The sequence below is a fragment of the Bacillus sp. FSL H8-0516 genome (assembly GCF_038635285.1).
Taxonomy (GTDB): Bacteria; Bacillota; Bacilli; order Bacillales; family Bacillaceae; genus Bacillus; species Bacillus safensis.
The window spans coordinates 2,478,017-2,504,946 of record NZ_CP152051.1; the positions used below are offsets into that span (position 1 = coordinate 2,478,017).

The window sequence follows — 26,930 nt, forward strand, 5'->3', positions numbered from 1 at the left end:
TACCTGCCGATATAAAGCCAACGCAGCATAACCTCGTCATTCCGCCGATGACGAGGCACTTTGTTCTTCTTCAAGCCGTCTAGCCTGCTCAATCTCGTGAATTTTCATGACCGTCGGCTCAGAATTTTTCATCTGCCAATACGCTCTTAACAGCTGCTGGCAGCTTTCCATTTCATCCTGCCCGCCTGCTCCATAGGCTTTTACTGTATCAAACAGCCCTTGCGGATAAGCGAGGTAGCTTAGGAACAAATGCAGTTCTTCCTCCCGAAGAGGGTTTCCTTTTTGATACGTATAAAACAAAGAAGTGCATTCAGGACAAGACGTAGGATAGGTTTTGAAAGTCCGAAAGTAAAAGGTCAAAAGATCATAAATGGGGGAGGCTTTTTTAGACCGCTCGAAATTGGTGAAATGTCCTGTCCCTACATCATTATACAAAAAGTGATGGATCGATAGCTGCCCATGATTTAGCACAACACGCGTTGTCTCTTTGTCTTTCATTTCTTCATGCCAATCTTCTAAACGTTCAAGCGCAAATTCACTGGCAGACATCGCCTCTGAAAAATACATAGCAGCGGCCAGCTCAAATGGCGACATATACCACGTTTGTTCTGCCCGCTCTATGAATCGTTCATACATGTCTTTCTCTGTTTCCCATTTGGTCTTGATTTGTGTGTAATGTGCTTCTATCTCTTGTTCAGTGATATCCATCATGACTTCAGTCCGCTTATGAAGTCTTGCAATCTCTTGAAATAAATATTCGTGCTTATCGTCCTGCTCTTCTCTCTTTTCATTCGTCAGCCACGGCATCAGATAGTATGCATACTGGCTTTCCCGATGACTTGAGAAAAAGGAACCGCTCGTCGTCCGATAAATCGGCACAAAGGAGCGATAGCCCTTTGATTCCAGTTCAAGCATTTGTTCTGTAAATTGCATATGCCGGCTGGCTTTTACTCGCTTTAGAGCAAATACACCCTGCTTTGTATATACCTTAATGACAGCAGGACTGACAGGTTCAATATATTCAGCCTCAAGTCCGTATTCGTATAAGACAGATTGGATTTCATCCACGTTCACTCACCACATTTTCTCGGTCAGTCATCGCTTGCTATGCATTGCTTTTTTGATATTCAGGAATATAAAGAATCTGCCCTTCCTCAAGCTCCGCATCAATCGATAATGAGTTTGTGCGAAGAAGCTGTTGCACATTCAACTGATATCTCTCACAAATACGATCGACCGTATCTTCTTGCTGAACTATACATATTTTCATGCGGGAAAAATCTTCCTCCTCCTGCTTAGCGAACAGCTTTGTTAAATAAAGAGAATTCTCACTGCCGGACGTTTCTCTCACGTCTTCTTCAAGCTCCTCTTCTTCAAGCTCCTCTTCTTCTTGAGCTGACTCATATATTTTAGGTGTTTCCCGTTCATATAACCGCCCGAGCTGATATTCATCATCGTGCGCCTCATGCTCATGCTCCACTTGATCAGCAGGTGATTCAAAAGTCGGATACGACTGTACCGTTTCTTCCTGCTCTTCAGCAGCTTCCGGATCCTTTCTTACTTCCACTTCAAAGAATGGCTCTTCCCGCTCCACTTCTTCTAATAGCTTTGGCGGTTCAAAAAATGGCGGTTCCTGCACCTGAGCTTCAGGGATGGATCGATAACCAAGCGCCACAGCTTCTTCTTGATGATTCGGCTGTTCCGGCTGTTCTGGTTGTTCTGGCTCTTCAGGTTCTTCTAATTCTTCAGGTTCGTCGGACGCTTCCTCTACTTCCCTGTTCACCAATTCTATCTCAATTTCTTCTTCATCTTCTTGTACTTCCTGCACTTCCTGTTCCTCTTGCTCCGCGCGCGTGTCATGTTGGAATACAGGCTGATCCTCATCATGCTCACGTTCTTCGCCTTGCAGCTCTTCTTGTTCTTCATGTTCCGGCTGCAACTGATAATCGTAGGCCATATCGCCATAATCCACTTCAGAACGATGGACAAATTCATACGGCTCCTCTACAGGCGCCGGAGGCGTTTCCTCGTTTAATAAGCCCTCAATGGCTAAATCAGCCTGAATGGTAAGCAAACGATTCTCTGTCAGCTGGTAATCAAACGCATCAATAAACACAAACACATCATTTAAATGACTAATTTTGTTCTTCGGAATGGTGATATCGACTGGAAATTGATGCAGAAGCTCCGCCGTTCCGTCTTCTCTGACCTTTACCTCATCTGCTTCCCTGTATGTTGGAAAGGAACTCAATTCACCCAATAGCTCCTCTTGATTTATGTTGTATTCTCCTGTTAGCTCGAGTGAACCTCTAATAGAAACATAATCATTCACTTCTTGAACGAGAATGTCAGGGTCGAGAGAAATTGACAGCAGCTCACTGACTTCCTGTCCGCTTTTGAAATAAATGGATTCTTCTACCGAAAACTGTAATCGATTGTTTTGAGACAAGTCGGTGTCCTCCTTTCATCTAATCCTTAAAAAATAAAATTAGATGTCAATACAGTTGTATGTGGGAGGAAGTGAAAATATGATTGGTTTTCTCCAATGCAAAAAGCCGATATGTCTCCATATCGGCTTTTGTTTTATCGACGTAGTTTTTGAAAAACCTTTTCCACTGTCTCAATCGTATATTCGATGTCTTCATCTGTATGAGCTGTTGACAGGAATAGTCCTTCAAATTGAGAAGGCGGGAGGAAGATGCCGTGATCGGCCATTTCTTTGTAAAATTCAGCGAATAAAGCAAGATCAGCTGTTTTCGCTTTGTCATAATTGATCACTTCTTCATTTGTAAAGAAGAATCCGATCATGGAACCCGCACGGTTAAACGTTAATGGAATTCCGTATGCTTTCGCCGCTTTCGAAATACCTTCTTCTAAACGGTCACCTTTTCGTTTAAACTCTTCATAAGACTCAGGTGTCAGCTGTTTTAGGGTTTCTAAGCCTGCTGTCATCGCAAGAGGGTTACCAGATAACGTTCCTGCTTGATATATTGGACCGCTTGGCGCAATTTGTCTCATAATATCCGCTCTTCCGCCATAAGCACCGACCGGAAGACCGCCGCCAATGACTTTACCAAGGCACGTCAGATCAGGTGTGATGCCAAAATAGCCTTGCGCGCAGTGATAATCCACACGGAAGCCTGTCATGACCTCATCAAAAATAAGCAATGATCCGTATTGCTCCGTGATGTCTCTTAGTCCTTGCAAGAAACCTTCTTGCGGAGGGACAACCCCCATATTTCCTGCGACCGGCTCTACAATAACACCAGCGATATCATCTCCGAATTCTTGAAAAGCAACTTGAATACTTTCTAAATCATTGTACGGCACTGTGATTGTGTTACTTGCAGTCCCTTCAGGAACACCAGGACTATCAGGCAGTCCAAGCGTTGCTACTCCAGAACCCGCTTTAATGAGCAAAGAATCACCGTGGCCATGATAGCAGCCTTCAAATTTCACAATTTTATTTCTGCCCGTAAAACCACGAGCTAGACGAAGTGCACTCATCGTCGCCTCTGTACCAGAGCTGACCATGCGAATAACTTCGATGGAAGGAACCCGTTCTGATACAAGTTTAGCTAATTCATTTTCAACTAACGTAGAAGCACCGAAGCTTGTCCCATTTTCCGCTACTCGCTGAATGCTTTCAACGACACGGTCATTCGTATGTCCTAAAATAAGCGGTCCCCATGATAAGACATAATCGATGTATTCATTTCCATCAATATCATAGATCTTGGCGCCTTTGCCTCGTTCCATAAAAATTGGGTCTGTGTTGACTGATTTAAATGCACGCACAGGGCTGTTGACACCACCAGGCATTAAATGCTGTGCTTCTTCAAATGCTTGCTTTGATTTTTCATAGCTACGTCCCATTTCAACGTCCTCCTGTCTATCCGTTCTTTATTCTGAGAGCCATTTTGCTGCATCTTTTGCATGATACGTAATGATGAGTTCTGCTCCTGCACGTTTCATGCTTGTCAGCATTTCAAGAACAAGCTCTTTTTCAGAAATCCAGCCATTTTGAGCAGCGGCTTTCACCATTGCATACTCTCCGCTCACATTGTAAGCAACAACAGGGAGTGTAAATTCATTTTTCACATCACGCATAATGTCTAAGTAAGAAAGGGATGGTTTGACAATTAAGAAGTCAGCTCCCTCTTCTACATCAGATTGCGCTTCTCTTAGTGCTTCTAAACGGTTTGCAGGGTCCATTTGATATGTTTTACGATCTCCAAACTGCGGTGTACTATGTGCCGCATCACGGAACGGACCGTAAAAAGCACTTGCATATTTCACCGCATATGACATGACAGGTACATGAATAAAGCCTGCTTCATCAAGTGCCTCACGAATGGCAACAACAAATCCGTCCATCATATTTGAAGGCGCGATGATATCTGCACCTGCACGCGCTTGGCTGACAGCAGTTTTCGCTAATAGCTGAAGAGATTCATCATTTAAGATTTCTCCATCTTCAACGATTCCGCAATGTCCGTGATCTGTATATTGGCATAAGCAAGTGTCTGCAATAACCACGAGCTCTGGGAAATGCTTTTTGATCTCAAGCGTTGCTCTTTGAACAATGCCGTGATCGTGATACGCCTCACTACCTACATGATCTTTATGATCTGGCACACCAAATACAATGATTGATTTGATGCCAAGGTCCACAAGCTCTTGGACTTCTTCTTTCACAAGATCTACAGAAATGTGATATACACCTGGCATTGAAGAGACTTCTTTTCGGACATTTTCTCCCTCTACAAAAAAGATCGGGTAAATGAAATCAGATGGTCTTAAAAAGGTTTCTCTGACTAATTCTCTCATTCCTGCGCTTGTCCGCAATCTGCGGTGTCTGTTAAATTTCATCAATGGTTCAACTTCCTTTCAGATAAACGGCACATTAAATCAAGCATTCCGTCTATCGTATAAGTTTCTGGGGTTTCAGATGAAATCCCGTATTGAAGCAGTGCCTCTTTTGTCAGAGGACCGATCGTCACAAAACTGGTGTCAGATGCAGCAAGCATCGCTGCGTCTGGTTCCATCACATGCATAAAAGAATGAACAGTGGATGAGCTCGTAAATGTAATAAAATCAAATGATTGCTTCGTCATTGCCGATTTAAGAGCAGCAATTCCTTCCTCATCCTTAACTGTTTCATATAAAATCCATTCTTTTACCTCTATGCCGAGCGGAATGAGGGTCTCTTTGACCACATCTCGTGACAGATGCCCTTTTGCTACAAACACACGCTCTCCTGGGCGTACATGGTCAAGTAATGCATCTGCCAGTTCCTCCGCTATAAATCGTTCTGGCACCACATCCACCTTCAAGCCGTGCTGCTCAAGATAGGCAGAGGTTTTCTCTCCTACAGCAGCCACTTTCAAATGGGTTAAGCTCTTATGTAAATGATGGTCTTTTATGTAATTCAGAAAAAAAGACGCACCATTCACACTCGTGAAAACAAGCCAGTGGCTATTTTGTAAGTCCTTTAAAAAGGCCTGCGCTTTTTCTTTTGTGAGCGTAGCCTCAAACCGAATAAGAGAGGTTAAAACCGCATGGCCGTTCAGCGCTTCGATCTTTTGCTGAAACACGCCCGCTTGACGTTCATTTCGAGTGACAAGCACCGTCTGTCCGTGAAGCGATTTGCCTATGCTCATTGAGACAGATCCTTTTTCACCTTGTCGATCAAATCCTTTGCTCCCTTATCGGCCATCTGCTTCGCACACGCTGTTCCAATGGCTTCAGGGTCAGTGCCTGTGACGGTTTCTCGAATAATCGTGTGTCCATCAGCAGAAGCAACAAGACCTGTTAGTTCAATTTCATTATGCTCATTCATTGTTGCATAGCCAGCGATCGGCACCTGACAGCTTCCATCCATTTGTTTGAGGAAGGCTCTTTCTGCAAGGACCGTTTTCTTCGTATATTCATTCGTAAATTGGGCGAGAAGCTTAAGCAGTTCTTCATCATCCCCGCGGCACTCAATCGATAGCGCGCCTTGTCCAACGGCAGGAAGGCAAGTCTCAGGAGATAAAAATTCCGACACGACCTTTTTGCTCCATCCCATTCTGGACAGACCGGCAGCCGCTAGAATAATGGCATCATACTCTTCATTTTTCAGCTTTTCCAATCTTGTATCAATGTTTCCTCGAATCCATTTAATCTCAAGATCTGGTCTTTCCTGAAGAAGCTGGGCGCTGCGCCGTAAGCTGCTTGTTCCCACAATTGCGCCCTTAGGCAGTTCGCTGAGACTTAGATGATCCTTCGAAATAAGTGCATCCCGCACATCTTCACGCTCAGGAATACAGCCAATAACTAAACCTTCTGGAAGAGCAGCGGGCATATCCTTCATGCTGTGCACCGCCATATCGATGTCATGATTCAGCATCGCCTGCTCAATCTCTTTAACAAACAGTCCTTTTCCGCCAACCTTAGATAAAGTCACATCTAAAATTTGATCACCCTTTGTCACAATTTCTTTTATTTCAAAAGAATAAGAAGGGTTTAATTCAGACAGCTTTTGAATGACCCATTTTGTTTGTGTAATTGCCAGCTTACTTCGTCTAGAACCTACTTTAATTGTACGCAATACGTCTTCCTCCCGACAATGCCTTTAAGACTCATCATTATTGAAACCAATGAAAGGTTGATAAGCTACCAAGCAGAAAATAATTAATCATCAGCACAAGAAATGAAGCGACATTCCATAGTGCCACGATTTTGCCCTGCATATTTCTCACCAATCTGATATATAAGTAAAAGCCGTATAAAAACAGCATAATAAACGAACCAAGCACCTTTGCATCTGTCCAGTACAACGTATCATACGAAATATATGCCCATATGATGCCAAGAATTAAACTAAGCAAGAGCATAGGCACACCAATAATGTTTAATACGTACGCCATATGATCCAGCTTTGATAAGTCTTCAATTCTCAAAAGCCATTTTCCCCATTTTTTCTTTTTCAGCAAACGATATTGAAAGAGATAAAGCAGTGAAAACGCAAATGAAAGTGAAAAGGCACCGTAGGATAAAATTGCCATCGTAATATGAATCACGAGCAGTTCACTCGTCAGCTTCCCCGTTAGTTCTGCTGAATGGAGGTCAGATGGTGTAAAGGTGTGAATCGCCATCATGGAAAAACCGATCACATTTGTAAAAAAGACAATAAATTCAACGCGCAATATCTTTGTGAGCACAAGCGAAAGTGTCACAAGCACCCACGTATAAAAATATAACCCCTCTGCTACATTCAACACAGGGAATCGGTCTGTTTCCATCATAATATAGAACATGTAGACTGTTTGCAGCAGCCAGACAATAGAAAGCAACCAGAAAGCCATTTTTCCAGCCTTCCGGTTGTGTTGAAGAAAATCTATGAAATAGAACAAGACACTTAGTGCATAGATTAAGATCGTTGCTTCATTGAGTCTCGCTACAATGGATTCCATCATCGCTTAATCACTCACTGGCAACTGTAGCAAAGCCTTGTGCCATATTTGGTTTGAACAGCTGAAATGATCCTTGCTCCACCTGCATCGGCTCGACCTTTTGCTCTTCATCTTCAACCTGTAGATCAAAGATTTCTTTAAAGAGTAAAAGCTTTTCCTCTGCATTCGGCTCCGCGGCAATTTCTTTTGCCTTTAAGATAGGATCTTTCAGCATTTGGTTGATGATGCTTTTCGTATGTTTATTTAACAGCTTCATTTCACGATTTGTGAGGTTTGGAAGCTTCCGCTCAATACTCTGCATCGTATCAGCTTGAATTGTGAGTGCCTTTTCTCTAAGTGCAGAAATGACCGGAACAACACCTAACGTATTCAGCCATTGCTTAAATTCCACAATTTCTGCTTCAATCAGGAGCTCAACCTGCTCAGCCACTGCACGGCGCTCTTTTAAGTTAGCAGCCACGATGCCTTCAAGGTCATCAATGTCATACAAAAAAGCACCTTCTACTTCAGAAATAGCTGGATCTAAATCACGGGGTACAGCAATATCCACCATAAATAGAGGTCTGCCCTTCCGTTTTTTATTCGCACTTTCGACCATTTCTTTTGTAATGACAAATTGTTTCGCTCCCGTTGAGCTGATTAAAATGTCCGCTTCGGATAATGTTTTTTCTAATTGATTTAAGCTTTTAGGCTCTCCTGAAAAACGACCCGCCAATTCCTTTGCCTTCTCAAACGTTCGGTTGATGACCGTTACTTGGCCAATTCCTTGACCTTGAAGGTTTTGAGCCGCCAGTTCGCCCATTTTGCCCGCACCAAGAATCAGGACATGCTTATCAGAAAGACGTCCAAATATTTTTTTGGCAAGCTCAACAGCTGCATAGCTGACAGACACGGCATTAGACGCAATATCCGTTTCCGCATGAGAGCGCTTCGCAACGGTTACCGCCTGTTTAAATAAATAATTGAAAACGGTACCAATGGTCTTCTCCTCTTGAGCTACTTTAAAGCTGGAACGTACTTGACCGAGTATTTGCGTTTCACCAATGACCATGGAATCAAGTCCACAAGCCACACGGAATAAATGCTCAACCGCTCCATCGTTTTCATAAAACTTCAAATATGGAGAGACATCTTCCTTTTCTAAACCGAACCAATCGGCTAAAAATCTTTTTATATAAAACCGTCCAGTATGAAGCTGATCTACTACTGCGTAGATCTCTGTTCGATTACATGTTGAGATGACGATATTCTCTAGAATGCTTTTTTCTTCTTTAAGCTTGGACATCGCTGTTCCGAGCTCACTCGGTTCAAAGCTCAGCTGTTCCCGTATCTCAACAGGGGCTGTTTTATAATCTAAACCCACAACAAGAATATGCATAACTTCAGCTTGCACCCCCAACGCCCTGTCTAATTTATAATAATTACAATATAGAATTTATTATTTATAATGATTATAACATATATTCATTTTTAACTGGATAAAAATTGTGAACAGATTTCAAAAATGTTGTGATATAGTAGAAAAATGTTCGACACCAATTATGCCAGATCATCACTTCAAGCAATTTACCAGATTTGGCGCGTGCGGACAAATGATCTGCTTAAAAGAAGGTGACATCTTTGAAGAAGAAATCCATTTTGCTGCCGCTCACTTTATTGGCTGTAGCGCTATATGCCATTCTCTCAGGAGGTCAATTTGACATTTGGAAGGATCAAGAGAAATGGTATACACTTATACTGCTTTTTGGCCTCGCGTTCTTATATCAAGGAAAAAAGGAGCAAGAAAGCGCTCATGTGTTTATCGGTATGCTCATGACAGGCCTTTCGCTACACTTTATTCTACAGCCTAAATTGGACCACTGGCCAGACACATTTACAATGATTGTGTTCATCGTAGGACTTGCACTCTTTGTGAAATCATCTCAGAAAAAAGAATATCGAATTGAAAGTGTTGTGCTGATCGCACTCGGTTTGTTCCTTTATTTCTTTCAGCAAATTACAAAACAGCTAAGTTCCCTTTCGATCCCTACTTCCGGCTTTGAATTGTACTGGCCTTATGTACTGATTGCTATCAGTCTCCTCTTATTATTTTTAAAAAGGAAATAACTTATACAATAAAAAAGGCATCTGCTCATGGCAGATGCCTTCAGCGTAAAGACAAACCCTCGCATTCGGTGTCAGTCCTGCGTGCTGGTGCTCACGAATAGCAAATTCGCTCCGCGCCAGTACTCGTCCTTTCTAGACTTCAAGGGTTTTCTTATCACGCCGAAAAGAAGACAAAGATAAAAAAGCATCTGCTCATCGCAGATGCCTTTTTTTAGCCGTTTACCTTCGCAAGGATCGCATTCCAGGCTTCATCTTTTCCTTTTTTTGTTTCAGAAGAGAATAAGATGAGTTCATCTGATGGGTCAATGTCGAGCGTCTGTTTGACGACTTTCGCATGTTTTTCCCATTTACCTTTTGGAATTTTATCCGCTTTTGTTGCGATGACGATCACGGGAACTCCGTAATATTTAAGGAATTCATACATGTTCACATCATCTACTGATGGCTTATGGCGCAGGTCCACAATTTGGACGACTGCTTTTAATTCTTCACGCATTGTAATATACGTTTCGATCATTCTACCCCAGGCTTCGCGCTCTGTTTTTGATACTTTGGCAAAACCGTAGCCCGGAACGTCCACAAAATGGAGCATATCATTAATAATGTAGAAATTAAGCGTCTGGGTCTTACCTGGTTTAGAAGACGTACGCGCTAAATTTTTACGATTAATCAATGAGTTGATGAACGAGGACTTTCCAACATTTGATCGTCCAGCAAGCGCGATTTCAGGCAGTCCGCCGCTCGGGTACTGCTCTGGTTTCACCGCACTAATGACGATATCTGATTTTGTTACTTTCATCTTCCCTCTCCTACCAACGCTTTCTCAAGCACCTCATCTAAATGTGAGACCGGAATAAAGGTTAGTCCTTCTCTCACACTTTCAGGAATATCATCAATATCCTTCTCATTGTCCTTTGGAAGAATGATGGTTTTCAATCCTGCACGATGTGCGCCTAATGCTTTTTCTTTTAGTCCGCCAATCGGAAGCACTCTTCCTCTTAACGTTATCTCTCCTGTCATACCAACCTCTTTTGATACAGGACGTCCTGTGAGTGCTGATACAAGAGCCGTCGCAATGGTGATACCAGCTGATGGCCCGTCCTTTGGAACCGCACCCTCTGGAACATGGATATGAATATCGTGCTTTTCATTAAAATTAGGATCAATGTTCAGTTCATCTGCTTTGGAACGAATATAACTGAATGCCGCCTGTGCAGATTCTCTCATGACATCACCAAGCTTACCTGTTAACAAGAGCTTGCCTTTACCAGGAGAAAGTGATACCTCAATGGATAAGGTGTCTCCGCCAACTGTCGTATACGCAAGTCCTGTGACAACCCCGATTTGGTCTGTCGTTTCAGCCTGACCATAACGGTAAAGTCTTTTTCCGAGAAATTCAGATAAGTTCTTTTCCGTCACTGTGATGCGCTTGCGGTCTTCAGCCACAATCGCTCTTGCCGCTTTTCGGCAAATGGCTGCAAGCTGACGCTCTAATCCACGAACTCCTGCTTCTCTTGTGTAATAGCGAATCATATCATAAATCGCTGCTTCACGAAGCTGCAAGTTCCCTTTCTTTAATCCGTGCTCCTTTAGCTGCTTCGGCAGAAGATGATCTTTCACAATCTCTGCTTTTTCAACCTCTGTATACCCTGCAATCGTGATAATCTCCATTCTATCACGAAGTGGACCTGGAATGGTTGCTAAATTGTTGGCAGTGGCAATAAATAACACCTGCGATAAATCAAATGTCTCTTCAATATAGTGATCGCTAAAGTTGTGATTTTGCTCTGGATCCAGCACTTCAAGCATCGCAGAAGACGGATCACCTCTAAAATCAGAGGACATCTTATCGATTTCATCTAAAAGAAACACTGGATTCATTGTGCCTGCCTTACTCATCCCGCGAATGATACGGCCTGGCATCGCCCCTACATATGTTCTTCTATGTCCGCGAATTTCAGATTCATCACGCACCCCGCCAAGAGAGATACGGATAAACTTTCGGTCAAGTGATTTAGCAATCGATTTGGCAAGTGACGTTTTCCCTACCCCAGGAGGTCCTGCTAAGCAAAGAATCGGTCCTTTTAATGAATTGGTCAGCTTCTGTACAGCAAGGTATTCAAGTACACGTTCTTTGACTTTTTCCAGTCCATGATGCTCATCATCTAAAATTTCACTTGCAAGCTTTAAATCTAGACGATCTTCTGTATAGATGCCCCATGGAAGATTAATCAGCCAATCAATATAATTTCGAATGACAGAGCTCTCCGCAGAGCTTGAAGGAATTTTTTCATAACGGTTCAATTCTTTTAGCGCCGTTTCACGAACAGAATCCGGCATGCTGGACTCTTCGATTTTAGACATTAATGAACTGACTTCGCCTGTTTTTCCTTCCTTGTCTCCAAGCTCCTTTTGAATGGCTTTCATTTGTTCACGCAAATAATATTCTTTTTGCGTTCGTTCCATTGAACGTTTGACGCGCTGGCCAATTTTCTTTTCAATTTCCAGCACTTCTTTTTCATTGTGGATTAAGCTGATGACACGATTCAGACGTTTTTTGACATCCACTGTTTCCAGTACTTCTTGTTTGTCCTTTAATTTGAGCGGCAGGTGAGAAGCGACGATATCTGCCATTCTCCCCGGTTCCTCAATATCCGTCACCGTTGCATATGTTTCAGCTGAGATTTTTTTTGAAATTTTTATGTACTGATCAAAGTGATCTAACAAAGTGCGCATGAGTGCTTCTGCTTCTGCGTCCTTTAACTCTTCTTCTGCCAATTCTTTAATATCGACGGACGTATAGTCCTCAAGCTCCACATATGACTCGATCTGCGCTCGATTTAAGCCTTCAACGAGTACACGAATCGTTCCATTCGGCAGCTTCAGCATTTGTTTGATTTTTGTGTAGGTGCCGACTTTGAAAATTTCCTCTTCACCTGGTTCATCTATTGAAATTTCCCGCTGTGTTGCTAGAAAAATCATATGATCATTCATCATCGCCTGTTCTAATGCTTGAACAGACTTCTCGCGTCCAACGTCCAAATGCAAGACCATTGTTGGATAAACAAGCAAGCCTCGCAATGGGAGGAGCGGAACATTCTTTTTGATTTCATCTGCCATGTTGATTGACACCTCCGTCACTAGTATGAATCATTATAATATACCTGTTTCAGTCTTGTACAATGTAAAAGACTTGAGAAATGATGATCTTACCGTAGTATACCCTTTCTTTTTATCTTGAAAAAGAAAAAAAGATCTATTTCACTAAAAAATCCCCATATGTGATGGGGATTAAACAGATTTTCTTTTCATTTCCTCTTCTAGTCCATCTTTCTTCTCGTCTGGCGGGTTGACCAAACAGTGATCCAGCACCTCTTGGAAGTGCTTCACAGGCACAATGGTGACGCCTTCAATCTCTTTTAAGATCGACTGCTGGTTGTCATAAGGAATAATCACAGTTGTGGCACCAGCTTGTTTCGCCGCCTTAATCTTCGGTATTACACCGCCGATCGGCTTCACCTGACCCTGCAATCCGATTTCACCTGTCATTGCTGTAAGATGATCAATCGGGATTTGATGAATGGCAGAGAAAATCGCTGCCGCCATGGCAATCCCAGCAGACGGTCCATCAATAGGGGCACCGCCTGGAAAATTAATATGGATGTCATATTCATTTGTCCGTATCCCTAAGTTTCTCAGCACTGTTAATACATTTTCAACAGATCCTTTTGCCATACTTTTTCGTCGAATAGATTTAGACTGACTGCCAATGCTTTCTTCTTCTGCAATGCCTGTAATGTTGATACTTCCTTTTTCGAGTGCCTTACATATATTCACTTCAATCTCGAGCAAGGCACCGCTGTTTGGTCCGTAGACTGCCAGACCATTCACTACACCGACTTTTGGCTTTTCCGGTACTTTTTGTTCATATCTTGGTGTCAGCTGGCTTGAGTGAATGACCCACTCGACATCGGCGATCGTGATGTCTTTTCTGTTTTCCGTGACGGCCATTCCAGCGGCGATCTGCACCATATTGACTGCTTCACGGCCATTTTTCACATAAGAGGTTAACAAGTTCAGCCCTTCATCACATAATTCCTTTTGGATTTTCTGGACAGCCTTAGCAGCGACAATTTTCAGTTCATGCTGGTCAAGGTCCTTAAAGAAAATTTCCAAACACCTCGATCGAATCGCTGGTGGAATTTCTTCAGGTGTTCTTGTCGTGGCACCTATCAATCGAAAATCAGCCGGAAGTCCATTTTGAAAAATGTCATGAATGTGATTCGGAATTTGAGTGTTTTCCTCACTATAGTAGGCGCTATCTAAAAATACTTTCCGATCTTCAAGGACTTTCAGCATTTTGTTCATTTGAATCGGATGCAGTTCTCCAATTTCATCGATAAACAGAACCCCGCCATGCGCATGCGTAACGGCTCCTTGTTTTGGCTGCGGAATGCCGGCCTGTCCCATCGCTCCCGCCCCTTGGTAAATCGGGTCATGCACAGAACCAATGAGCGGGTCTGCGATGCCCCGTTCATCGAATCTTGCGGTTGTGGCATCGAGCTCCACAAATACCGCATCTTTCTTAAACGGTGAATCAGCATGACGTTTCGCTTCTTCCATGACAAGACGGGCAGCGGCTGTTTTTCCAACCCCCGGTGGTCCGTAGACAATGACATGCTGAGGATTCGGTCCGCACAGCGCTGCTTTTAGAGCACGAATGCCGTCTTCCTGCCCTACAATATCTTGAAACCCCTTTGGCCGGACTCTCTCTGATAAAGGCTCACTCAGCTTGATTGACCGCATCTTTCTGAGTGCTTCCATTTCTTTTTTTGATTCTTTGTCTATCGTCACCTTTTGTGTGCGCTGATTTCGCAGTAAGTTCCAAAAGTACAGCCCGATGACGATACCAAAGAACAGCTGTATAAATAATACGATTCCTGTCCAGCTCAATCGGTGCTCCCTCCTTCATCTATCGTATGTATTGGTTTCTGTCTGCTAGTATTTCCTAGAGCTGGACGGAATAAACACGTCTTCGACGATAAATAAAAAACTCCTGAATCAAAATGATTCAGGAGCGAGACTTCTCTTATGCAGATGTTTTAGTATCCTTGTTGACGACTGTGCCATCCTTTAACACAAGACGCGGCGGCTCACCATCAGCAACCGTTGCACCAGTGATGACACATTTTTCAATATCATCACGAGATGGAAGGTCAAACATGACATCAAGCATGATGCCTTCAATGATCGAGCGAAGACCACGAGCTCCTGTTTTACGCTCAATTGCCTTTTTCGCAATTTCGCTAAGAGCATCTTCTTCAAATTCAAGCTCTACATCGTCAAGCTCAAGCATTTTTGTATATTGCTTAACAAGCGCATTTTTAGGCTTCGTCAAGATTTCTACAAGTGCTTTTTCATCTAACGGCTCTAGGCTTGCAATAACCGGCAGACGACCGATGAATTCTGGAATTAAACCGAAGCGAAGCAAGTCTTCTGGCAGTACTTTTGATAGAAGGACTTCTTTTTCAAGATCTTCGACTTTATTTTCCGCACCGAATCCAATTACTTTTTGACCTAAGCGGCGTTTGATGATTTGCTCAATCCCGTCAAAGGCTCCTCCACAAATGAAGAGGATGTTCGTCGTATCAATTTGAATGAATTCTTGATGCGGATGCTTACGTCCACCTTGAGGCGGTACACTAGCGACTGTTCCTTCAAGAATTTTCAAAAGGGCTTGCTGGACGCCTTCCCCAGATACATCGCGAGTGATAGAAGGGTTTTCTGATTTTCTTGCTACTTTATCGATCTCATCGATGTAGATAATGCCTTTTTCCGCTTTTTCTACATCATAATCCGCTGCCTGGATCAGCTTTAGTAAAATATTCTCTACGTCTTCACCAACATAACCCGCTTCAGTTAATGATGTTGCATCTGCGATCGCAAATGGAACATTTAAAATACGTGCAAGTGTTTGAGCAAGTAATGTTTTACCGCTTCCTGTTGGTCCAATCATAGAAATATTACTTTTCGAAAGCTCAACATCATCAATCTTGCTGTTGGAATTGATCCGTTTGTAGTGGTTATACACCGCTACAGCTAAGGATTTTTTCGCATTGTCTTGTCCGATGACATATTCATCAAGAATCTCCCGAATTTCATGAGGCTTCGGAACATCCTTGAATTCAACTTCTTCCTCTGTGCCGAGCTCTTCTTCAACTATTTCCGTGCAAAGCTCGATACATTCATCACATATATATACGCCAGGTCCTGCGACCAGTTTACGCACTTGATCTTGCGTTTTTCCGCAAAACGAGCATTTTAATTGACCTTTTTCCTCGTTGAATTTAAACATTCTTTCACCCCTTATTCTTCTTCACTTGCCTGTAGCTAACAGTCAGCTACCTTTCTGGGTCCAGTATGTATGCATTTTACCATACTTTCCTAAAAGACGGTAACGATGTGTTTCTAACACTGCACATTGAGATATGTATGACAGAAAGATGCGACTTACACTATCGTTTCCAAAAGAAGCGATGATAAGTCAAAAATTGTACAAAACAAGGCACGAGTCACTCGCGCCCTGTTTTATTATTATGCACCATATTAACGGTTTTCTACAAGAAAATCAATTGCTTTACGAACTTTTAGATCTTCTTTCATTGCTTCAGTAGATCCGATCGCTTGTTTGATATTTTCAATTGGCATGTTGTATGCTTCAGCCATTTTTGAAAGTTCTTCTTCCACTTCTTCGTCAGACACTTGTAAGTTTTCTGCAGCAGCAATTGCTTCAAGTGTTAGGTTAGATTTTACGCGTTTAGCAGCATCTTCTTTCATTTGCTCTTTCAGCGCATCTTCATCTTGTCCAGAGAATTGGAAGTAAAGCTCAAGGTTCATTCCTTGCATTTGAAGACGTTGTTCGAATTCTTTCATCATGCGGTCTAGCTCAGTGTCAACCATCGCTTGTGGGATGTCAACTTCCGCATTTTCAGAAGCTTTCGCAACTAGCTCTTCACGAAGTTTTCCTTCTGCTTCGTTTTCTTTTGCTTCTTCAAGACGTTTCTTCGTTTTTTCAGTTAACTCAGCAAGCGTTTCTACTTCTTCATCAACATCTTTAGCGAACTCATCGTCAAGTGCTGGAAGTTCTTTTGCTTTGATTTCATGAATTTTCACTTTGAATACAGCTGGTTTACCTGCAAGGTCTTCAGCATGGTATTCTTCTGGGAATGTAACTTCTACGTCTTTTTCACCGCCAGCTTCAAGACCAACTAATTGCTCTTCGAAACCAGGAATGAATGAACCAGAACCTACTTCAAGAGAGTAGTTCTCAGCTTTTCCGCCTTCGAATGCTTCTCCATCAACGAATCCTTCGAAATCAAGAACAACTGTATCGCCGTTTTCGATTGCGCCTTCTTCTTTGACAACAAGCTCAGCTTGACGGTTTTGCATGCCTTTAAGCTCTTCTTGTACATCTTCATCAGTAACAGCTGTGTCGTCTTTTTCTACGTTAAGACCTTTGTAGTCACCAAGTTTTACTTCAGGCTTCACTGTTACTTTTGCAGTGAAGATTAAGTTTTCGCCTTTTTCGATTTTCTCAACATCGATTTCAGGGCGGTCAACTGGCTCGATACCAGCTTCGTCGATTGCTTTTGGATATTCAACCGGAAGAAGAATATCTAATGCATCTTGATAAAGAGATTCTACACCAAAACGCTGCTCGAAAAGACCACGTGGTACTTTCCCTTTACGGAATCCAGGGATCGATACTTGCTTAACCACTTTCTTAAATGCATCATCAAGTGCTTTGTTAAATGTTTCAGCGTCAACTTCTACAGTTAGTACGCCTTCGTTACCTTCTTGTTTTTCCCATTTTACTGACATGTGTGTTTCCCTCCAAAAATCTATTCAGATTGTGCGTTGCTCCATTCTAAAGCATCATAAAGACTTCGTCCAATCAAAAACCACGCACTCCGCTAAGAAGCTTGCATTATGTATACAACATTTGACTTGATTATACATATCGTCTTTCAACCGTTGGAATCTGACAACTGCACTATATATGCACAAATACAACCATTATATTATAACATAACAAGTCCGTCTTTCAACTAAATCGACAAATTACAAATAAGAAATTTCTTCAATATCTTTCAGCATTGTGCAAGCTTCTCTCAGCTCTCGTTCGTTAAATTCATACAATAGATGCAATTCTTCGAGTTCAATCTCAATTCCATGCATTTCATAGCCTACTTTATGAAGTGCCGCTGCCCAAAGACTCGGATCTGTGTATTTAGGAAGAAATGGATACAACACAAATAAGTGCCGGCGCCATAACTCTTCCACGGCTTGGTAAAGGGTCGGATTCTCATTGCCGAGCGTGTCATCAAGCATACGAAGGACTTGCTGAAGGAGCGGCATCTGCTCTGGCTTTACAGCCTCAGAAGGAATAAGGGTTAAAGAATCACCGAATTTTGTCACATGAACCGGTTTTGCCACATCATGATCTGCCAGAAGCTGCAGGATCATTGATTTGACCAAAGGGTTCCCATCAGGATTTTGTAAGATTGTATTTAATAGACCCATATGCGGTGTAATATTCCGGTCTTTCAATGAATGAATGAACTGGACCTGTTCTTCCGGACGCTTCAGCATATCATCTATGTTGACCTCACTTCCGGCGTCCTCATCTTCATCTAAAATCTCTTCAGGTGATTCGATCATTTTTCTGCTAAATTCGAGCAGCTTGTAAAAATGCTCCGCGCTTTCTGCCGGAAGATGGTTTTCCTCGAGCACAGCCTCAATCGTCTGTTTGACTTCTTCATATTCTTTCAGCTGAATGAGGATCGTCATATACACTTGGAGCACAGTGAAATAGTGGCCATATCCTTCATGCAACATTTTTTCACAAACACGCTTTGCATCCTGCAGCTCACCCAGCTCCAGAAAACAAATGGCCATTCCGAGGTGAATATCGGATTCTTCATCGTCATCGTACGATTTAGCTTCTGAAAACAAGTGAAGCGCCTCTTGATACTGCTTATCTTTTAATGCTGCCATTCCTTTTTCAATCAGTCTTTCTTTCAGACCAGGAAACAAAATGACATTATCTTTCTTCTTGTCATGCTTCATGCTTACGTTCCTTTCGGGCGCATATTTTTTATCAGTTTACCAACGAAGATTAGTAAACACAAGTAACGAGAGGTTTTCATGCAAAAAAGAAGCCGTCACACCTCGGGCGGACAGCTTCTCGTTGCTTAAGCGCGCAGCCAGCTGCTGCGCTTTTCTTCAAATGCTTGAATGTCATCTTCTAGAAGTAATGTTAATGAAATCTCATCATAACCATTTAGGAGCATTTCTCTCCAGTGAGGGTCGACTTGAAAAGGGGTGATATTCCCTTCATGATCTTCTATCTGCTGTTTTTCAAGATCAACCGTCATCTCATACCCTTTTTTCTCATATGACGCAGCGAAGGTTTTCCACACATCATAATCAAGGCGAATCGGAAGCATCCCATTTTTAAAGCAGTTTTGATGAAATATATCTGCGAATGATGGTGCGATGACAATTTTAAAGCCATAATCATCAAGCGCCCAAGGAGCATGTTCCCTAGATGATCCGCAGCCAAAGTTCTCCCCTGCGATCAAAATGGATGCTCCTTCATAGATCGGCTGATTTAGTTCGAAATCTGGATTTGGGCTGCCATCGGCTAAATAACGCCAGTCGAAAAAGGCAAAGCGGCCATATCCTGTTCGTTCGATTCTTTTTAAAAATTGTTTCGGAATAATTTGATCTGTATCTACATTGATACGGTTAAGCACAGCGGCTTTTCCTTTATGAGTGACTAAAGGCTCCATCTATGACAACTCCTTACACGACTGTTTTCTCTTGATTAAACTTCCTGACATCGACAAAGCGGCCATGTATCGCAGCCATTGCAGCCATTGCCGGGCTGACAAGATGCGTTCTCGCACCCTTCCCTTGACGCCCTTCAAAGTTACGGTTTGATGTGGACGCGCAGCGTTCGCCCTCCGGTACCACATCGTTATTCATACTAAGACACATACTGCAGCCAGATTCTCTCCATTCAAATCCTGCTTCAAGGAAGATTTCATGAAGACCTTCTTCTTCTGCTTGCAATTTGACACTTTGAGAGCCAGGCACCACAATCGCTCTGACATGATCTGCTACTTTTTGTCCTTCAATCATAGAAGCAGCTTGGCGTAAATCAGTCATTCTTGAGTTCGTACATGAGCCGATAAAGACATGCTCAATCGTAATATCTTCTATACGCTGATGCGGGTGGACACCCATGTATTCGTAAGCACGAATCGCTTCTTTTTGATCATCTTCTTGTGCAAAGTCCTCAGGTCCTGGGATTGATGCATCCACAGGGAGTACCATTCCTGGGTTAATTCCCCACGTAACCATTGGTGAAATCTTATTTCCATCTAACACAATGGTTTTATCGTAAGTTGCACCTGGATCTGTTCTAAGTTCTTCCCATTCTTTAATAGCTGCTTCGAAATCCTCGCCCTGCGGTGCATATTTGCGGCCGCGGCAATATTCAAAGGTGACTTCATCAGGTGCAATCAATCCTGCTCTCGCGCCTGCTTCAATCGACATATTACAAACAGTCATCCGCTCATCCATTGTCATGTTTCTGAATACTTCCCCAGTGTATTCAATGACATAACCTGAGCCGAACTTCACGCCGTGCGCACCAATGACGGCTAAAATGACATCTTTGGCGGTTACCCCTTTTTGAAGCTTTCCGTCTACTCTAATTTCTAGCGTTTTCGGACGCTGCTGCCAAAGTGTTTGTGTAGAAAGTACATGTTCAACCTCACTAGTACCGATCCCAAAGGCAAGTGCACCAAACGCGCCGTGAGTTGATGTATGACTATCTCCACAAACGATTGTTTTCCCCGGAAGTGTCAATCCAAGCTCAGGTCCAACGACATGGACAATTCCTTGGTCAACACTGTGAAGGTCAGCAAGACGAACGCCAAATTCCGCACAGTTGCGCTCTAAGGCACTCACTTGCTTTTTAGCAATCTCATCTTTGATCACAAATCGATTCACTGTTGGGATGTTGTGATCCATCGTCGCAAACGTATTTTGAGGTCTTCTCACCTTGCGTCCTTTTTGTCTTAATCCTTCAAATGCTTGAGGTGATGTCACTTCATGCACCAAGTGCAGATCAATATATAAAAGGTCTGGTTTTCCCTCGCCGCTTTTGACTACATGCTGATCCCATATTTTTTCGATGATTGTTCGAGGCATAACCCTTTTCCTCCCTCTATCTAATTCCACAAGATTCTATTTACACAATGGTTTGCACGCGCTGCTTGAGTGCGTCTACAACCGCATTAGTGATTTCTTCAGTCGTTTGATAAGTTCCCTCTTTTGCTGCTAAATCTTTTGTTCGTTTGCCAGAGGCAAGAACAGCTTCGACAGCTTCTTCTATTGCAGCCGCTTCTTCTTCTAATGCAAAGGATGTTCTAAGCAAGCTTGCTGCTGATAAAATGGTTGCCAGAGGGTTTGCAACGTTTTGCCCCGCAATATCGGGTGCTGAACCATGAATTGGCTCATATAAATGAAGGCCAGTGCTTGATAAACTAGCAGATGGCAGCATGCCGAGTGATCCAGTAATCATAGAAGCTTCGTCACTTAAAATATCACCGAACATATTCTCCGTCACAATGACATCAAATTGAGCGGGCTTGTAAATCAGCTGCATGGCAGCATTGTCGACGAGCATATGCTCAAATTCAACTTCTGGATATTGAGCAGCAACTTCTTCTACTGCATCCCGCCATAGTTTACTAGAAGCAAGAACATTCGCTTTATCCACAGACGTCACTTTTTTCCGTCTCGTTAAAGCCATGTCGAACGCTTCTTTTAATACGCGGACAATTTCTTCCTTTGTATAAAGGAGCGTATCAACGGCAGCTTCTTTTCCTTCATCATCCGTATAGCGTTCGCTTGGTTCACCAAAATAGAGACCGCCAGTTAATTCACGAACGATGACGAAATCGACTCCGTTAATGTGATCCTGTTTTAATGGAGATGCCTCGCTTAAACTATCGAACACCTTTACAGGGCGGATGTTTGCAAATAAGTCCAGCTGTTTACGAATGGCAAGTAAGCCTTTTTCTGGACGAAGCTCTGGCGGGTTTTGATCCCACTTTGGTCCGCCGACTGCTCCTAATAAAATCGCATCAGCGTTTTTGCATACATCTACTGTTTCCTTTGGAAGCGGGTTGTTTTTTTCATCTATTGCGATACCGCCAATAAGCGCAGTTTCGAATTCGAATTCGTGTCTAAATTGAGCCGCTGCCTCTTGAAGGACGGCGACTGCAGATGTCACAACTTCCGGTCCGATTCCATCGCCGGGCAAAAGTGCAATTTTCTTTTTCATGAGAACCTTCCTCCTTTCCTATGAGATCGCGTGATGTTTCTCAATTTCAATCAGATTTGATTTGAAGATTAAATGTCTGTTCACTGCATTGACGTAAGCTTTTGCTGATGCTTCAAGTACATCTTGCGCTACACCGCGCCCTGCTGTTTCTTTTCCTTCTATTGAAACAGTGACATATACTTCTGCTAGTGCATCTCTGCCTTTTCCATTTGATTGAATGCGGTAGTCCAGCAAATGAATTCTTTCTTCCATACAGCGCTCAAGCGTATTGTACACAGCCTCTACACTGCCTGCACCTGTAGCTGCTTCTTGAATGACTTCCTGTGTTTCTTGGTTTTTCAGAGAAACTGTTGCTGTTGGCATTTGTTCTGTTCCATAGTGTACTTGCAGACTTTCAAATTCGTAGCCGATTTTTCGGTCTGCTACTTTTTCTTCTAATATAATAGAGATCAAGTCATCATCTGTAATTTCTTTCTTCTTCTCTGTCAAGTTCTTAAAAGTCTCAAAGAATTTATTGATTTCGTCTTCCGTTAGTTTAAAGCCTAGTGTTTTCATGCGGTCTTTAAACGCGTGTCTTCCGGAGTGTTTTCCAAGGACAAGCACATCTGTTGTCACACCGACAAGCTCTGGAGAAATAATTTCATAGGTTGTTTTTTCTTTGAGGAAACCATCTTGGTGAATACCTGATTCATGTGCAAATGCGTTGTTTCCAACGACTGCTTTATTACGCGGCACAATCATTCCTGAGTATTTGCTCACTACATCACTTGTACGCTTAATTTCATTCAATTGAATCGTTGATTCGACCTGGTAAAAGTCTTTTCGAATATGAAGAGCTACTGCAATTTCTTCTAAAGCGGCATTTCCAGCGCGCTCGCCAATTCCGTTGACAGCCGTTTCAATTTGATCTGCTCCATTTTCAATAGCAGCAAGTGAGTTTGCCACAGCCATTCCTAGATCATCGTGACAGTGAGCAGACAAGTTGACACGGTCGATATTTGGAACGTGTTCCTTCATATACTTAAAAATATTTCCGTACTCTTTTGGCGCTAGGTATCCAACTGTATCTGGCAAGTTAATGACACTCGCCCCCGCGTCAATGACCTTTTCTACAATTTCTGCTAAGAAAGCAAGATCTGTACGGCACGCATCTTCTGCTGACCATTGGACAACTGGAAAACGTTCTTTCGCATATTTCACCATTGCGACAGCCTGTTCTACCACTTCTTCACGTGTTTTCTTTAGTTTATGCTTCAGGTGAATGTCAGAAGTGGCAATAAAGACATGAAGCCTTGGCTCCACTCCATCTTTTAATGCTTCCCATGCAGCATCAATGTCACCTTTCACACATCGTGCAAGGCCAGCAACAGAACAGTTTTTAATCGTTCTTGCTATTTCTTGTACGCCTAAGAAATCCCCTCGGGATGAAGCGGGAAAACCCGCTTCAATGATATTAACCCCAAGGCGCTCAAGCTGCTTTGCAATGATAAGCTTTTCTTGTGCATTTAAGTTCACTCCTGGTGATTGCTCTCCATCCCGAAGTGTTGTGTCAAAAAAATTAATTTTCCGCACCGACGCTCACCGCTTCCTTTTTCTTTCCTTGTTTAACGAAAGGCATCATTTCACGAAGCTTTCTACCAACGATTTCAATTTGGTGCTCATTTTCATTTGCATTGATCGCATTGAAACGTGGGCGATTCACTTGGTTTTCAACAATCCATTCTTTTGCAAATGTTCCGTTTTGGATATCAGTCAAAACAGCTTTCATTGATTCTTTTACCTTTGCATCCACAACGCGTGGTCCTGATACGAAGTCACCCCATTGTGCTGTATCAGAGATTGAATATCTCATACCTTCTAATCCTTCTTCATACATAAGGTCAACGATCAATTTTAGTTCATGCAGACACTCGAAGTATGCAAGCTCTGGCTGATAACCAGCTTCTGTTAACGTTTCGAATCCTGCTTTTACTAGTGAAGTAAGGCCTCCACAAAGAACTGCCTGCTCACCGAATAGATCCGTTTCTGTTTCTTCTTTAAATGTTGTTTCAAGAACGCCCGCTCTTGCTCCGCCGATCGCTTTTGCATAAGCAAGTGCTTTGTCTTTCGCTTGGCCAGATACATCTTGATAGATAGCAAATAGGGCAGGTACACCAGCGCCTTGCTCATATGTTCTTCTCACAAGATGTCCTGGTCCTTTTGGCGCTACAAGATACACGTCTACGTCACTTGGAGGAACAATTTGATGGAAGTGAACGTTGAATCCGTGTGCGAATACAAGTGAGTTGCCAGCTTCTAATTGATCTTTGATTTCTTCATCATATACTTTCTTTTGCTGCTCATCTGGAAGTAGTACCATCACGACGTCTGCTTGTGCTGCTGCTTCTTTTACTGTGAATACTTGATGGCCGTCTTCTTGTGCTTTTGTATAAGATCCGCCTTTTCTTACGCCGACGATCACATCTACGCCGCTTTCTTTTAAGTTCAATGCATGTGCATGACCTTGTGAACCGTAACCAATGATTGCTACCTTTTGACCATTTAATACGTTTTCTTGAATATCACCGTTATAATATACTTTTACCATTTGACTCTCTCCTTTTGTTTAGACAATTGAAATTGTTTTATTTGTTTGCGGCTTTTGCTGATTATCTCTCGCAAAGGCCGTAGTGCCAGTTCTGGCGACTTCTTTAATGCCGTATGGCTTAAGTAATTCAATGAGTGCTTCAATTTTTGAAGACTCACCTGTCACCTGAATGACGACACTCTCTCTGCTCACATCTACAATAGAAGCTCTAAACGGTTCAATGACACCCGTGATCTCCATTCTAGATGCTGGTGCAGATACGACTTTTATCAAAGCCAGCTCTCGCTGAACGATTGATTGGTTTGTAATGTCTGTTACTTTCAGAACATCGATTTGTTTGTTCAGCTGTTTTGTCAGCTGTTCGATGTCTTTCTCCTGGTCTACATGGACGACGAACGTGATGCGTGATACATCTTGAATCTCAGAATGGCCGACCGTAATGCTTTCAATGTTGTAGTGTCTTTTAGTAAAGAGGCCTGTGATTCTGTTCAGTACGCCTGATCGATTTAATACAGTCAACACAATAATTCTTTTCAAGGTTTCACCCCCACCATCTCATGAAGTCCTTTCCCCGGTGCTACCATCGGGAATACTTTTTCATCTCGCGCTACATTGACATCGATGAAAACAGGCTCTCTAGAGGTTAAGGCTTCTTCAAGCTTTTCTTTCGCCTCTTCGTCTGATGAGATTCTGATTCCTTTAATGCCATAAGCTTCAGATAATTTGACGAAGTCTGGCTGCTCTGAAAATTTAGAATGTGAGTAGCGTTCTTCGTAGAAAATTTCTTGCCATTGTCTTACCATTCCAAGGCTGTGATTATTGAGTACAATCACTTTGACTGGAAGGTTCAGCTCACGGATAACGGCAAGTTCTTGCAGGGTCATTTGGAAACCTCCGTCTCCTAAAATCGCTACAACAGTTGCCTCTTGATCAGCCAGCTGAGCGCCGATGGCTGCTGGTAATCCGAAGCCCATTGTGCCAAGACCTCCAGATGTGACCCACTTATCTGCATTTTCAAATGGATAGAACTGTGCCGCCCACATTTGATGCTGTCCCACATCAGTTGCGACAATGGCTTCACCTTTTGTGAATTGATGAATGTATTCAATCAGCTTTTGAGGCTTAAAGCCTTCTGCTTCGTTTTCAACGTACCAGAGTGGATATTCTTCCTTCCACTGATCTAATTGATTTTTCCATTCGTCTGATTCCCCTTGCTTCCCGTCTTGCTTGATCAGTTCTTCAAGAACGAGCTTACTGTCTCCAACAACCGGGATATGGGTATGAATGTTCTTGCCGATTTCCGCTGGGTCGATGTCAATATGAGCGACCTTCGCATGTTTCGCAAAATGATTGAGGTTGCCTGTTACCCTGTCATCAAATCTTGCTCCGATTGAAATGAGCAGATCACATTGATGAAGAGCCATGTTCGCTGCATATGTGCCATGCATACCAGCCATCCCTAGGAAAAGAGGATGCTTTGCCGGGAATCCGCCAAGTCCAAGCAATGTATGAGCGACTGGGATTTGCTGCTGCTCTACATACTGTCTTAATTCTTCAGATGCTTTGCCATGAAGAACGCCGGCTCCTGCTAGAATGACTGGTTTTTTCGCTCTGCTGACAGCTTCTACTAATTTGCGAATTTGCAAATAGTTCGGCTCTACTTTTGGCTGATAACCAGGTAAATCAATTGGCTGATCATATTCAAAGGTTCCTTCAATGCCTGCGACATCTTTTGGAATATCAATTAAGACTGGACCAGGTCTGCCTGTTGTTGCGATATGGAATGCCTCTTTAATGACACCTGGTAATTCCTCTGGATTCCTTACCTGGTAGCTGTGCTTTGTAATTGGCATTGTGATGCCGAGTACATCTGCTTCTTGGAATGCATCCGATCCAATGACTGACGTTGCCACCTGCCCTGTGAATACAACAAGGGGAAGTGAATCAATCATCGCATCTGCAATTCCTGTCACAAGGTTTGTCGCTCCCGGCCCTGATGTGGCAATGACCACACCCGGTTTACCAGATACTCTTGCGTATCCTTCTGCTGCGTGAATCGCTCCCTGCTCATGTCTTGGCAGGACATGAAATAAACCAGAATCGTAAATTTTATCGTAGATTGGCAAAACTGCTCCGCCCGGATAGCCAAAAATGACTTCTACTTTTTCTCTTTTGAGTGCTTCAATTAACATGAGTGCACCGTTCATCGTTTGTGGTGCTTTTGATTTTTCCGTCTCCATTTGTACATTTGTCCCCATTTGATTTCCTCCTCTTTGTCTTGCTTCAGTCAAGTCCTTTCACCCTTTTCCATTCAAGATAGAGATATGAGACCATATAAAAAAGCCTTCTCACCCCACAA

At 42.8% G+C, this 26,930-nt stretch carries 22 protein-coding genes; 1 reads left to right on the forward strand and 21 read right to left on the reverse strand.

The genetic code is table 11. The features are described 5' to 3' along the window. Positions 1–36: 36 nt before the first annotated feature. From ysxE to hemA, 8 genes are all read right to left on the reverse strand, one after another. On the reverse strand, positions 37–1,068 hold the full coding sequence (gene ysxE / locus MHB67_RS12575) for a spore coat protein YsxE (protein WP_024423168.1): 1,032 nt from the start codon (positions 1,066–1,068) through the stop codon (positions 37–39). A gap of 37 nt (positions 1,069–1,105) precedes the next feature. Then, the gene (locus MHB67_RS12580) at positions 1,106–2,449 is read right to left on the reverse strand and encodes a LysM peptidoglycan-binding domain-containing protein (RefSeq protein WP_342492545.1); all 1,344 of its coding nucleotides are present in this window, start codon (positions 2,447–2,449) and stop codon (positions 1,106–1,108) included. 134 nt (positions 2,450–2,583) lie between these two features. Then, a complete protein-coding gene (gene hemL, locus MHB67_RS12585) occupies positions 2,584–3,876 on the reverse strand; it encodes a glutamate-1-semialdehyde 2,1-aminomutase (RefSeq protein WP_039180405.1) in 1,293 nt (430 codons plus the stop codon). A gap of 27 nt (positions 3,877–3,903) precedes the next feature. Beyond that, positions 3,904–4,872, reverse strand: a complete 969-nt coding sequence (gene hemB, locus MHB67_RS12590; protein WP_029706177.1) for a porphobilinogen synthase — start codon at positions 4,870–4,872, stop codon at positions 3,904–3,906. After that, on the reverse strand, positions 4,872–5,663 hold the full coding sequence (locus MHB67_RS12595; RefSeq protein ID WP_268414792.1) for a uroporphyrinogen-III synthase: 792 nt from the start codon (positions 5,661–5,663) through the stop codon (positions 4,872–4,874). Before MHB67_RS12595 ends, hemB begins: the two co-directional genes overlap by 1 nt. Continuing rightward, a complete protein-coding gene (gene hemC, locus MHB67_RS12600) occupies positions 5,660–6,592 on the reverse strand; it encodes a hydroxymethylbilane synthase (RefSeq protein ID WP_268414794.1) in 933 nt (310 codons plus the stop codon). The genes MHB67_RS12595 and hemC overlap by 4 nt, the downstream gene beginning before the upstream one ends. Positions 6,593–6,629: 37 nt before the next feature. After that, a complete protein-coding gene (locus MHB67_RS12605) occupies positions 6,630–7,460 on the reverse strand; it encodes a cytochrome c biogenesis protein (protein ID WP_122631802.1) in 831 nt (276 codons plus the stop codon). 7 nt (positions 7,461–7,467) lie between these two features. Further along, a complete protein-coding gene (hemA, locus tag MHB67_RS12610; protein ID WP_024427831.1) occupies positions 7,468–8,835 on the reverse strand; it encodes a glutamyl-tRNA reductase in 1,368 nt (455 codons plus the stop codon). Positions 8,836–9,077: 242 nt separating this feature from the next. On the opposite strand from hemA, the gene MHB67_RS12615 reads away from it, so the two are divergent. Next, the gene (locus MHB67_RS12615; protein WP_206534411.1) at positions 9,078–9,563 is read left to right on the forward strand and encodes a hypothetical protein; all 486 of its coding nucleotides are present in this window, start codon (positions 9,078–9,080) and stop codon (positions 9,561–9,563) included. Positions 9,564–9,774: 211 nt separating this feature from the next. Here the strand turns inward: MHB67_RS12615 and yihA are convergent, their stop codons facing one another. The 13 genes from yihA to ilvB all read right to left on the reverse strand — a co-directional run bounded on the left by yihA (position 9,775) and on the right by ilvB (position 26,829). Further along, positions 9,775–10,362, reverse strand: coding sequence for a ribosome biogenesis GTP-binding protein YihA/YsxC (yihA, locus tag MHB67_RS12620; protein ID WP_024423177.1), 588 nt, complete (start codon positions 10,360–10,362; stop codon positions 9,775–9,777). Then, positions 10,359–12,683, reverse strand: a complete 2,325-nt coding sequence (gene lon / locus MHB67_RS12625; RefSeq protein WP_234107264.1) for an endopeptidase La — start codon at positions 12,681–12,683, stop codon at positions 10,359–10,361. The genes yihA and lon overlap by 4 nt, the downstream gene beginning before the upstream one ends. Before the next feature lie 171 nt (positions 12,684–12,854). After that, a complete protein-coding gene (gene lonB, locus MHB67_RS12630; RefSeq protein ID WP_073206715.1) occupies positions 12,855–14,516 on the reverse strand; it encodes an ATP-dependent protease LonB in 1,662 nt (553 codons plus the stop codon). Positions 14,517–14,652: 136 nt separating this feature from the next. Further along, complete coding sequence (clpX, locus tag MHB67_RS12635) at positions 14,653–15,918, reverse strand: ATP-dependent protease ATP-binding subunit ClpX (RefSeq protein WP_024423180.1); 1,266 nt, start codon at positions 15,916–15,918, stop codon at positions 14,653–14,655. A 251-nt stretch (positions 15,919–16,169) separates the two neighbouring features. Further along, entirely contained in the window at positions 16,170–17,444 is a 1,275-nt protein-coding gene (gene tig, locus MHB67_RS12640; protein WP_171464554.1) for a trigger factor, read from the reverse strand. A gap of 240 nt (positions 17,445–17,684) precedes the next feature. Then, a complete protein-coding gene (ddcA, locus tag MHB67_RS12645) occupies positions 17,685–18,692 on the reverse strand; it encodes a DNA damage checkpoint antagonist DdcA (protein WP_087977638.1) in 1,008 nt (335 codons plus the stop codon). A gap of 125 nt (positions 18,693–18,817) precedes the next feature. Beyond that, on the reverse strand, positions 18,818–19,417 hold the full coding sequence (gene leuD, locus MHB67_RS12650; RefSeq protein WP_234107265.1) for a 3-isopropylmalate dehydratase small subunit: 600 nt from the start codon (positions 19,415–19,417) through the stop codon (positions 18,818–18,820). Positions 19,418–19,430: 13 nt separating this feature from the next. Further along, on the reverse strand, positions 19,431–20,846 hold the full coding sequence (leuC, locus tag MHB67_RS12655; protein ID WP_234107266.1) for a 3-isopropylmalate dehydratase large subunit: 1,416 nt from the start codon (positions 20,844–20,846) through the stop codon (positions 19,431–19,433). A gap of 40 nt (positions 20,847–20,886) precedes the next feature. After that, positions 20,887–21,984 (reverse strand): 3-isopropylmalate dehydrogenase, encoded by a 1,098-nt coding sequence (gene leuB / locus MHB67_RS12660; RefSeq protein WP_103131874.1) that lies wholly within the window; start codon positions 21,982–21,984, stop codon positions 20,887–20,889. Between the two features lie 18 nt (positions 21,985–22,002). Next, on the reverse strand, positions 22,003–23,556 hold the full coding sequence (locus MHB67_RS12665) for a 2-isopropylmalate synthase (RefSeq protein WP_024423186.1): 1,554 nt from the start codon (positions 23,554–23,556) through the stop codon (positions 22,003–22,005). Further along, on the reverse strand, positions 23,543–24,571 hold the full coding sequence (gene ilvC / locus MHB67_RS12670; RefSeq protein ID WP_024423187.1) for a ketol-acid reductoisomerase: 1,029 nt from the start codon (positions 24,569–24,571) through the stop codon (positions 23,543–23,545). The genes MHB67_RS12665 and ilvC overlap by 14 nt, the downstream gene beginning before the upstream one ends. Positions 24,572–24,589: 18 nt before the next feature. After that, on the reverse strand, positions 24,590–25,108 hold the full coding sequence (gene ilvN / locus MHB67_RS12675; RefSeq protein ID WP_007501584.1) for an acetolactate synthase small subunit: 519 nt from the start codon (positions 25,106–25,108) through the stop codon (positions 24,590–24,592). Further along, a complete protein-coding gene (gene ilvB / locus MHB67_RS12680) occupies positions 25,105–26,829 on the reverse strand; it encodes an acetolactate synthase large subunit (protein ID WP_025092480.1) in 1,725 nt (574 codons plus the stop codon). The genes ilvN and ilvB overlap by 4 nt, the downstream gene beginning before the upstream one ends. Positions 26,830–26,930: the final 101 nt, after the last annotated feature.

Bases quoted from the DNA above. Each gene is read 5' to 3' on its own strand.
- hemL (WP_039180405.1), bottom strand. From the start codon at position 3,876: ATGGGACGTAGCTATGAAAAATCAAAGCAAGCATTTGAAGAAGCACAG.
- hemB (WP_029706177.1), bottom strand. From the start codon at position 4,872: ATGAAATTTAACAGACACCGCAGATTGCGGACAAGCGCAGGAATGAGA.
- MHB67_RS12595 (WP_268414792.1), bottom strand. From the start codon at position 5,663: ATGAGCATAGGCAAATCGCTTCACGGACAGACGGTGCTTGTCACTCGA.
- MHB67_RS12605 (WP_122631802.1), bottom strand. From the start codon at position 7,460: ATGATGGAATCCATTGTAGCGAGACTCAATGAAGCAACGATCTTAATC.
- hemA (WP_024427831.1), bottom strand. From the start codon at position 8,835: ATGCATATTCTTGTTGTGGGTTTAGATTATAAAACAGCCCCTGTTGAG.
- yihA (WP_024423177.1), bottom strand. From the start codon at position 10,362: ATGAAAGTAACAAAATCAGATATCGTCATTAGTGCGGTGAAACCAGAG.
- lon (WP_234107264.1), bottom strand. From the start codon at position 12,683: ATGGCAGATGAAATCAAAAAGAATGTTCCGCTCCTCCCATTGCGAGGC.
- clpX (WP_024423180.1), bottom strand. From the start codon at position 15,918: ATGTTTAAATTCAACGAGGAAAAAGGTCAATTAAAATGCTCGTTTTGC.
- tig (WP_171464554.1), bottom strand. From the start codon at position 17,444: ATGTCAGTAAAATGGGAAAAACAAGAAGGTAACGAAGGCGTACTAACT.
- ddcA (WP_087977638.1), bottom strand. From the start codon at position 18,692: ATGAAGCATGACAAGAAGAAAGATAATGTCATTTTGTTTCCTGGTCTG.
- leuD (WP_234107265.1), bottom strand. From the start codon at position 19,417: ATGGAGCCTTTAGTCACTCATAAAGGAAAAGCCGCTGTGCTTAACCGT.
- leuC (WP_234107266.1), bottom strand. From the start codon at position 20,846: ATGCCTCGAACAATCATCGAAAAAATATGGGATCAGCATGTAGTCAAA.
- leuB (WP_103131874.1), bottom strand. From the start codon at position 21,984: ATGAAAAAGAAAATTGCACTTTTGCCCGGCGATGGAATCGGACCGGAA.
- ilvC (WP_024423187.1), bottom strand. From the start codon at position 24,571: ATGGTAAAAGTATATTATAACGGTGATATTCAAGAAAACGTATTAAAT.
- ilvB (WP_025092480.1), bottom strand. From the start codon at position 26,829: ATGGGGACAAATGTACAAATGGAGACGGAAAAATCAAAAGCACCACAA.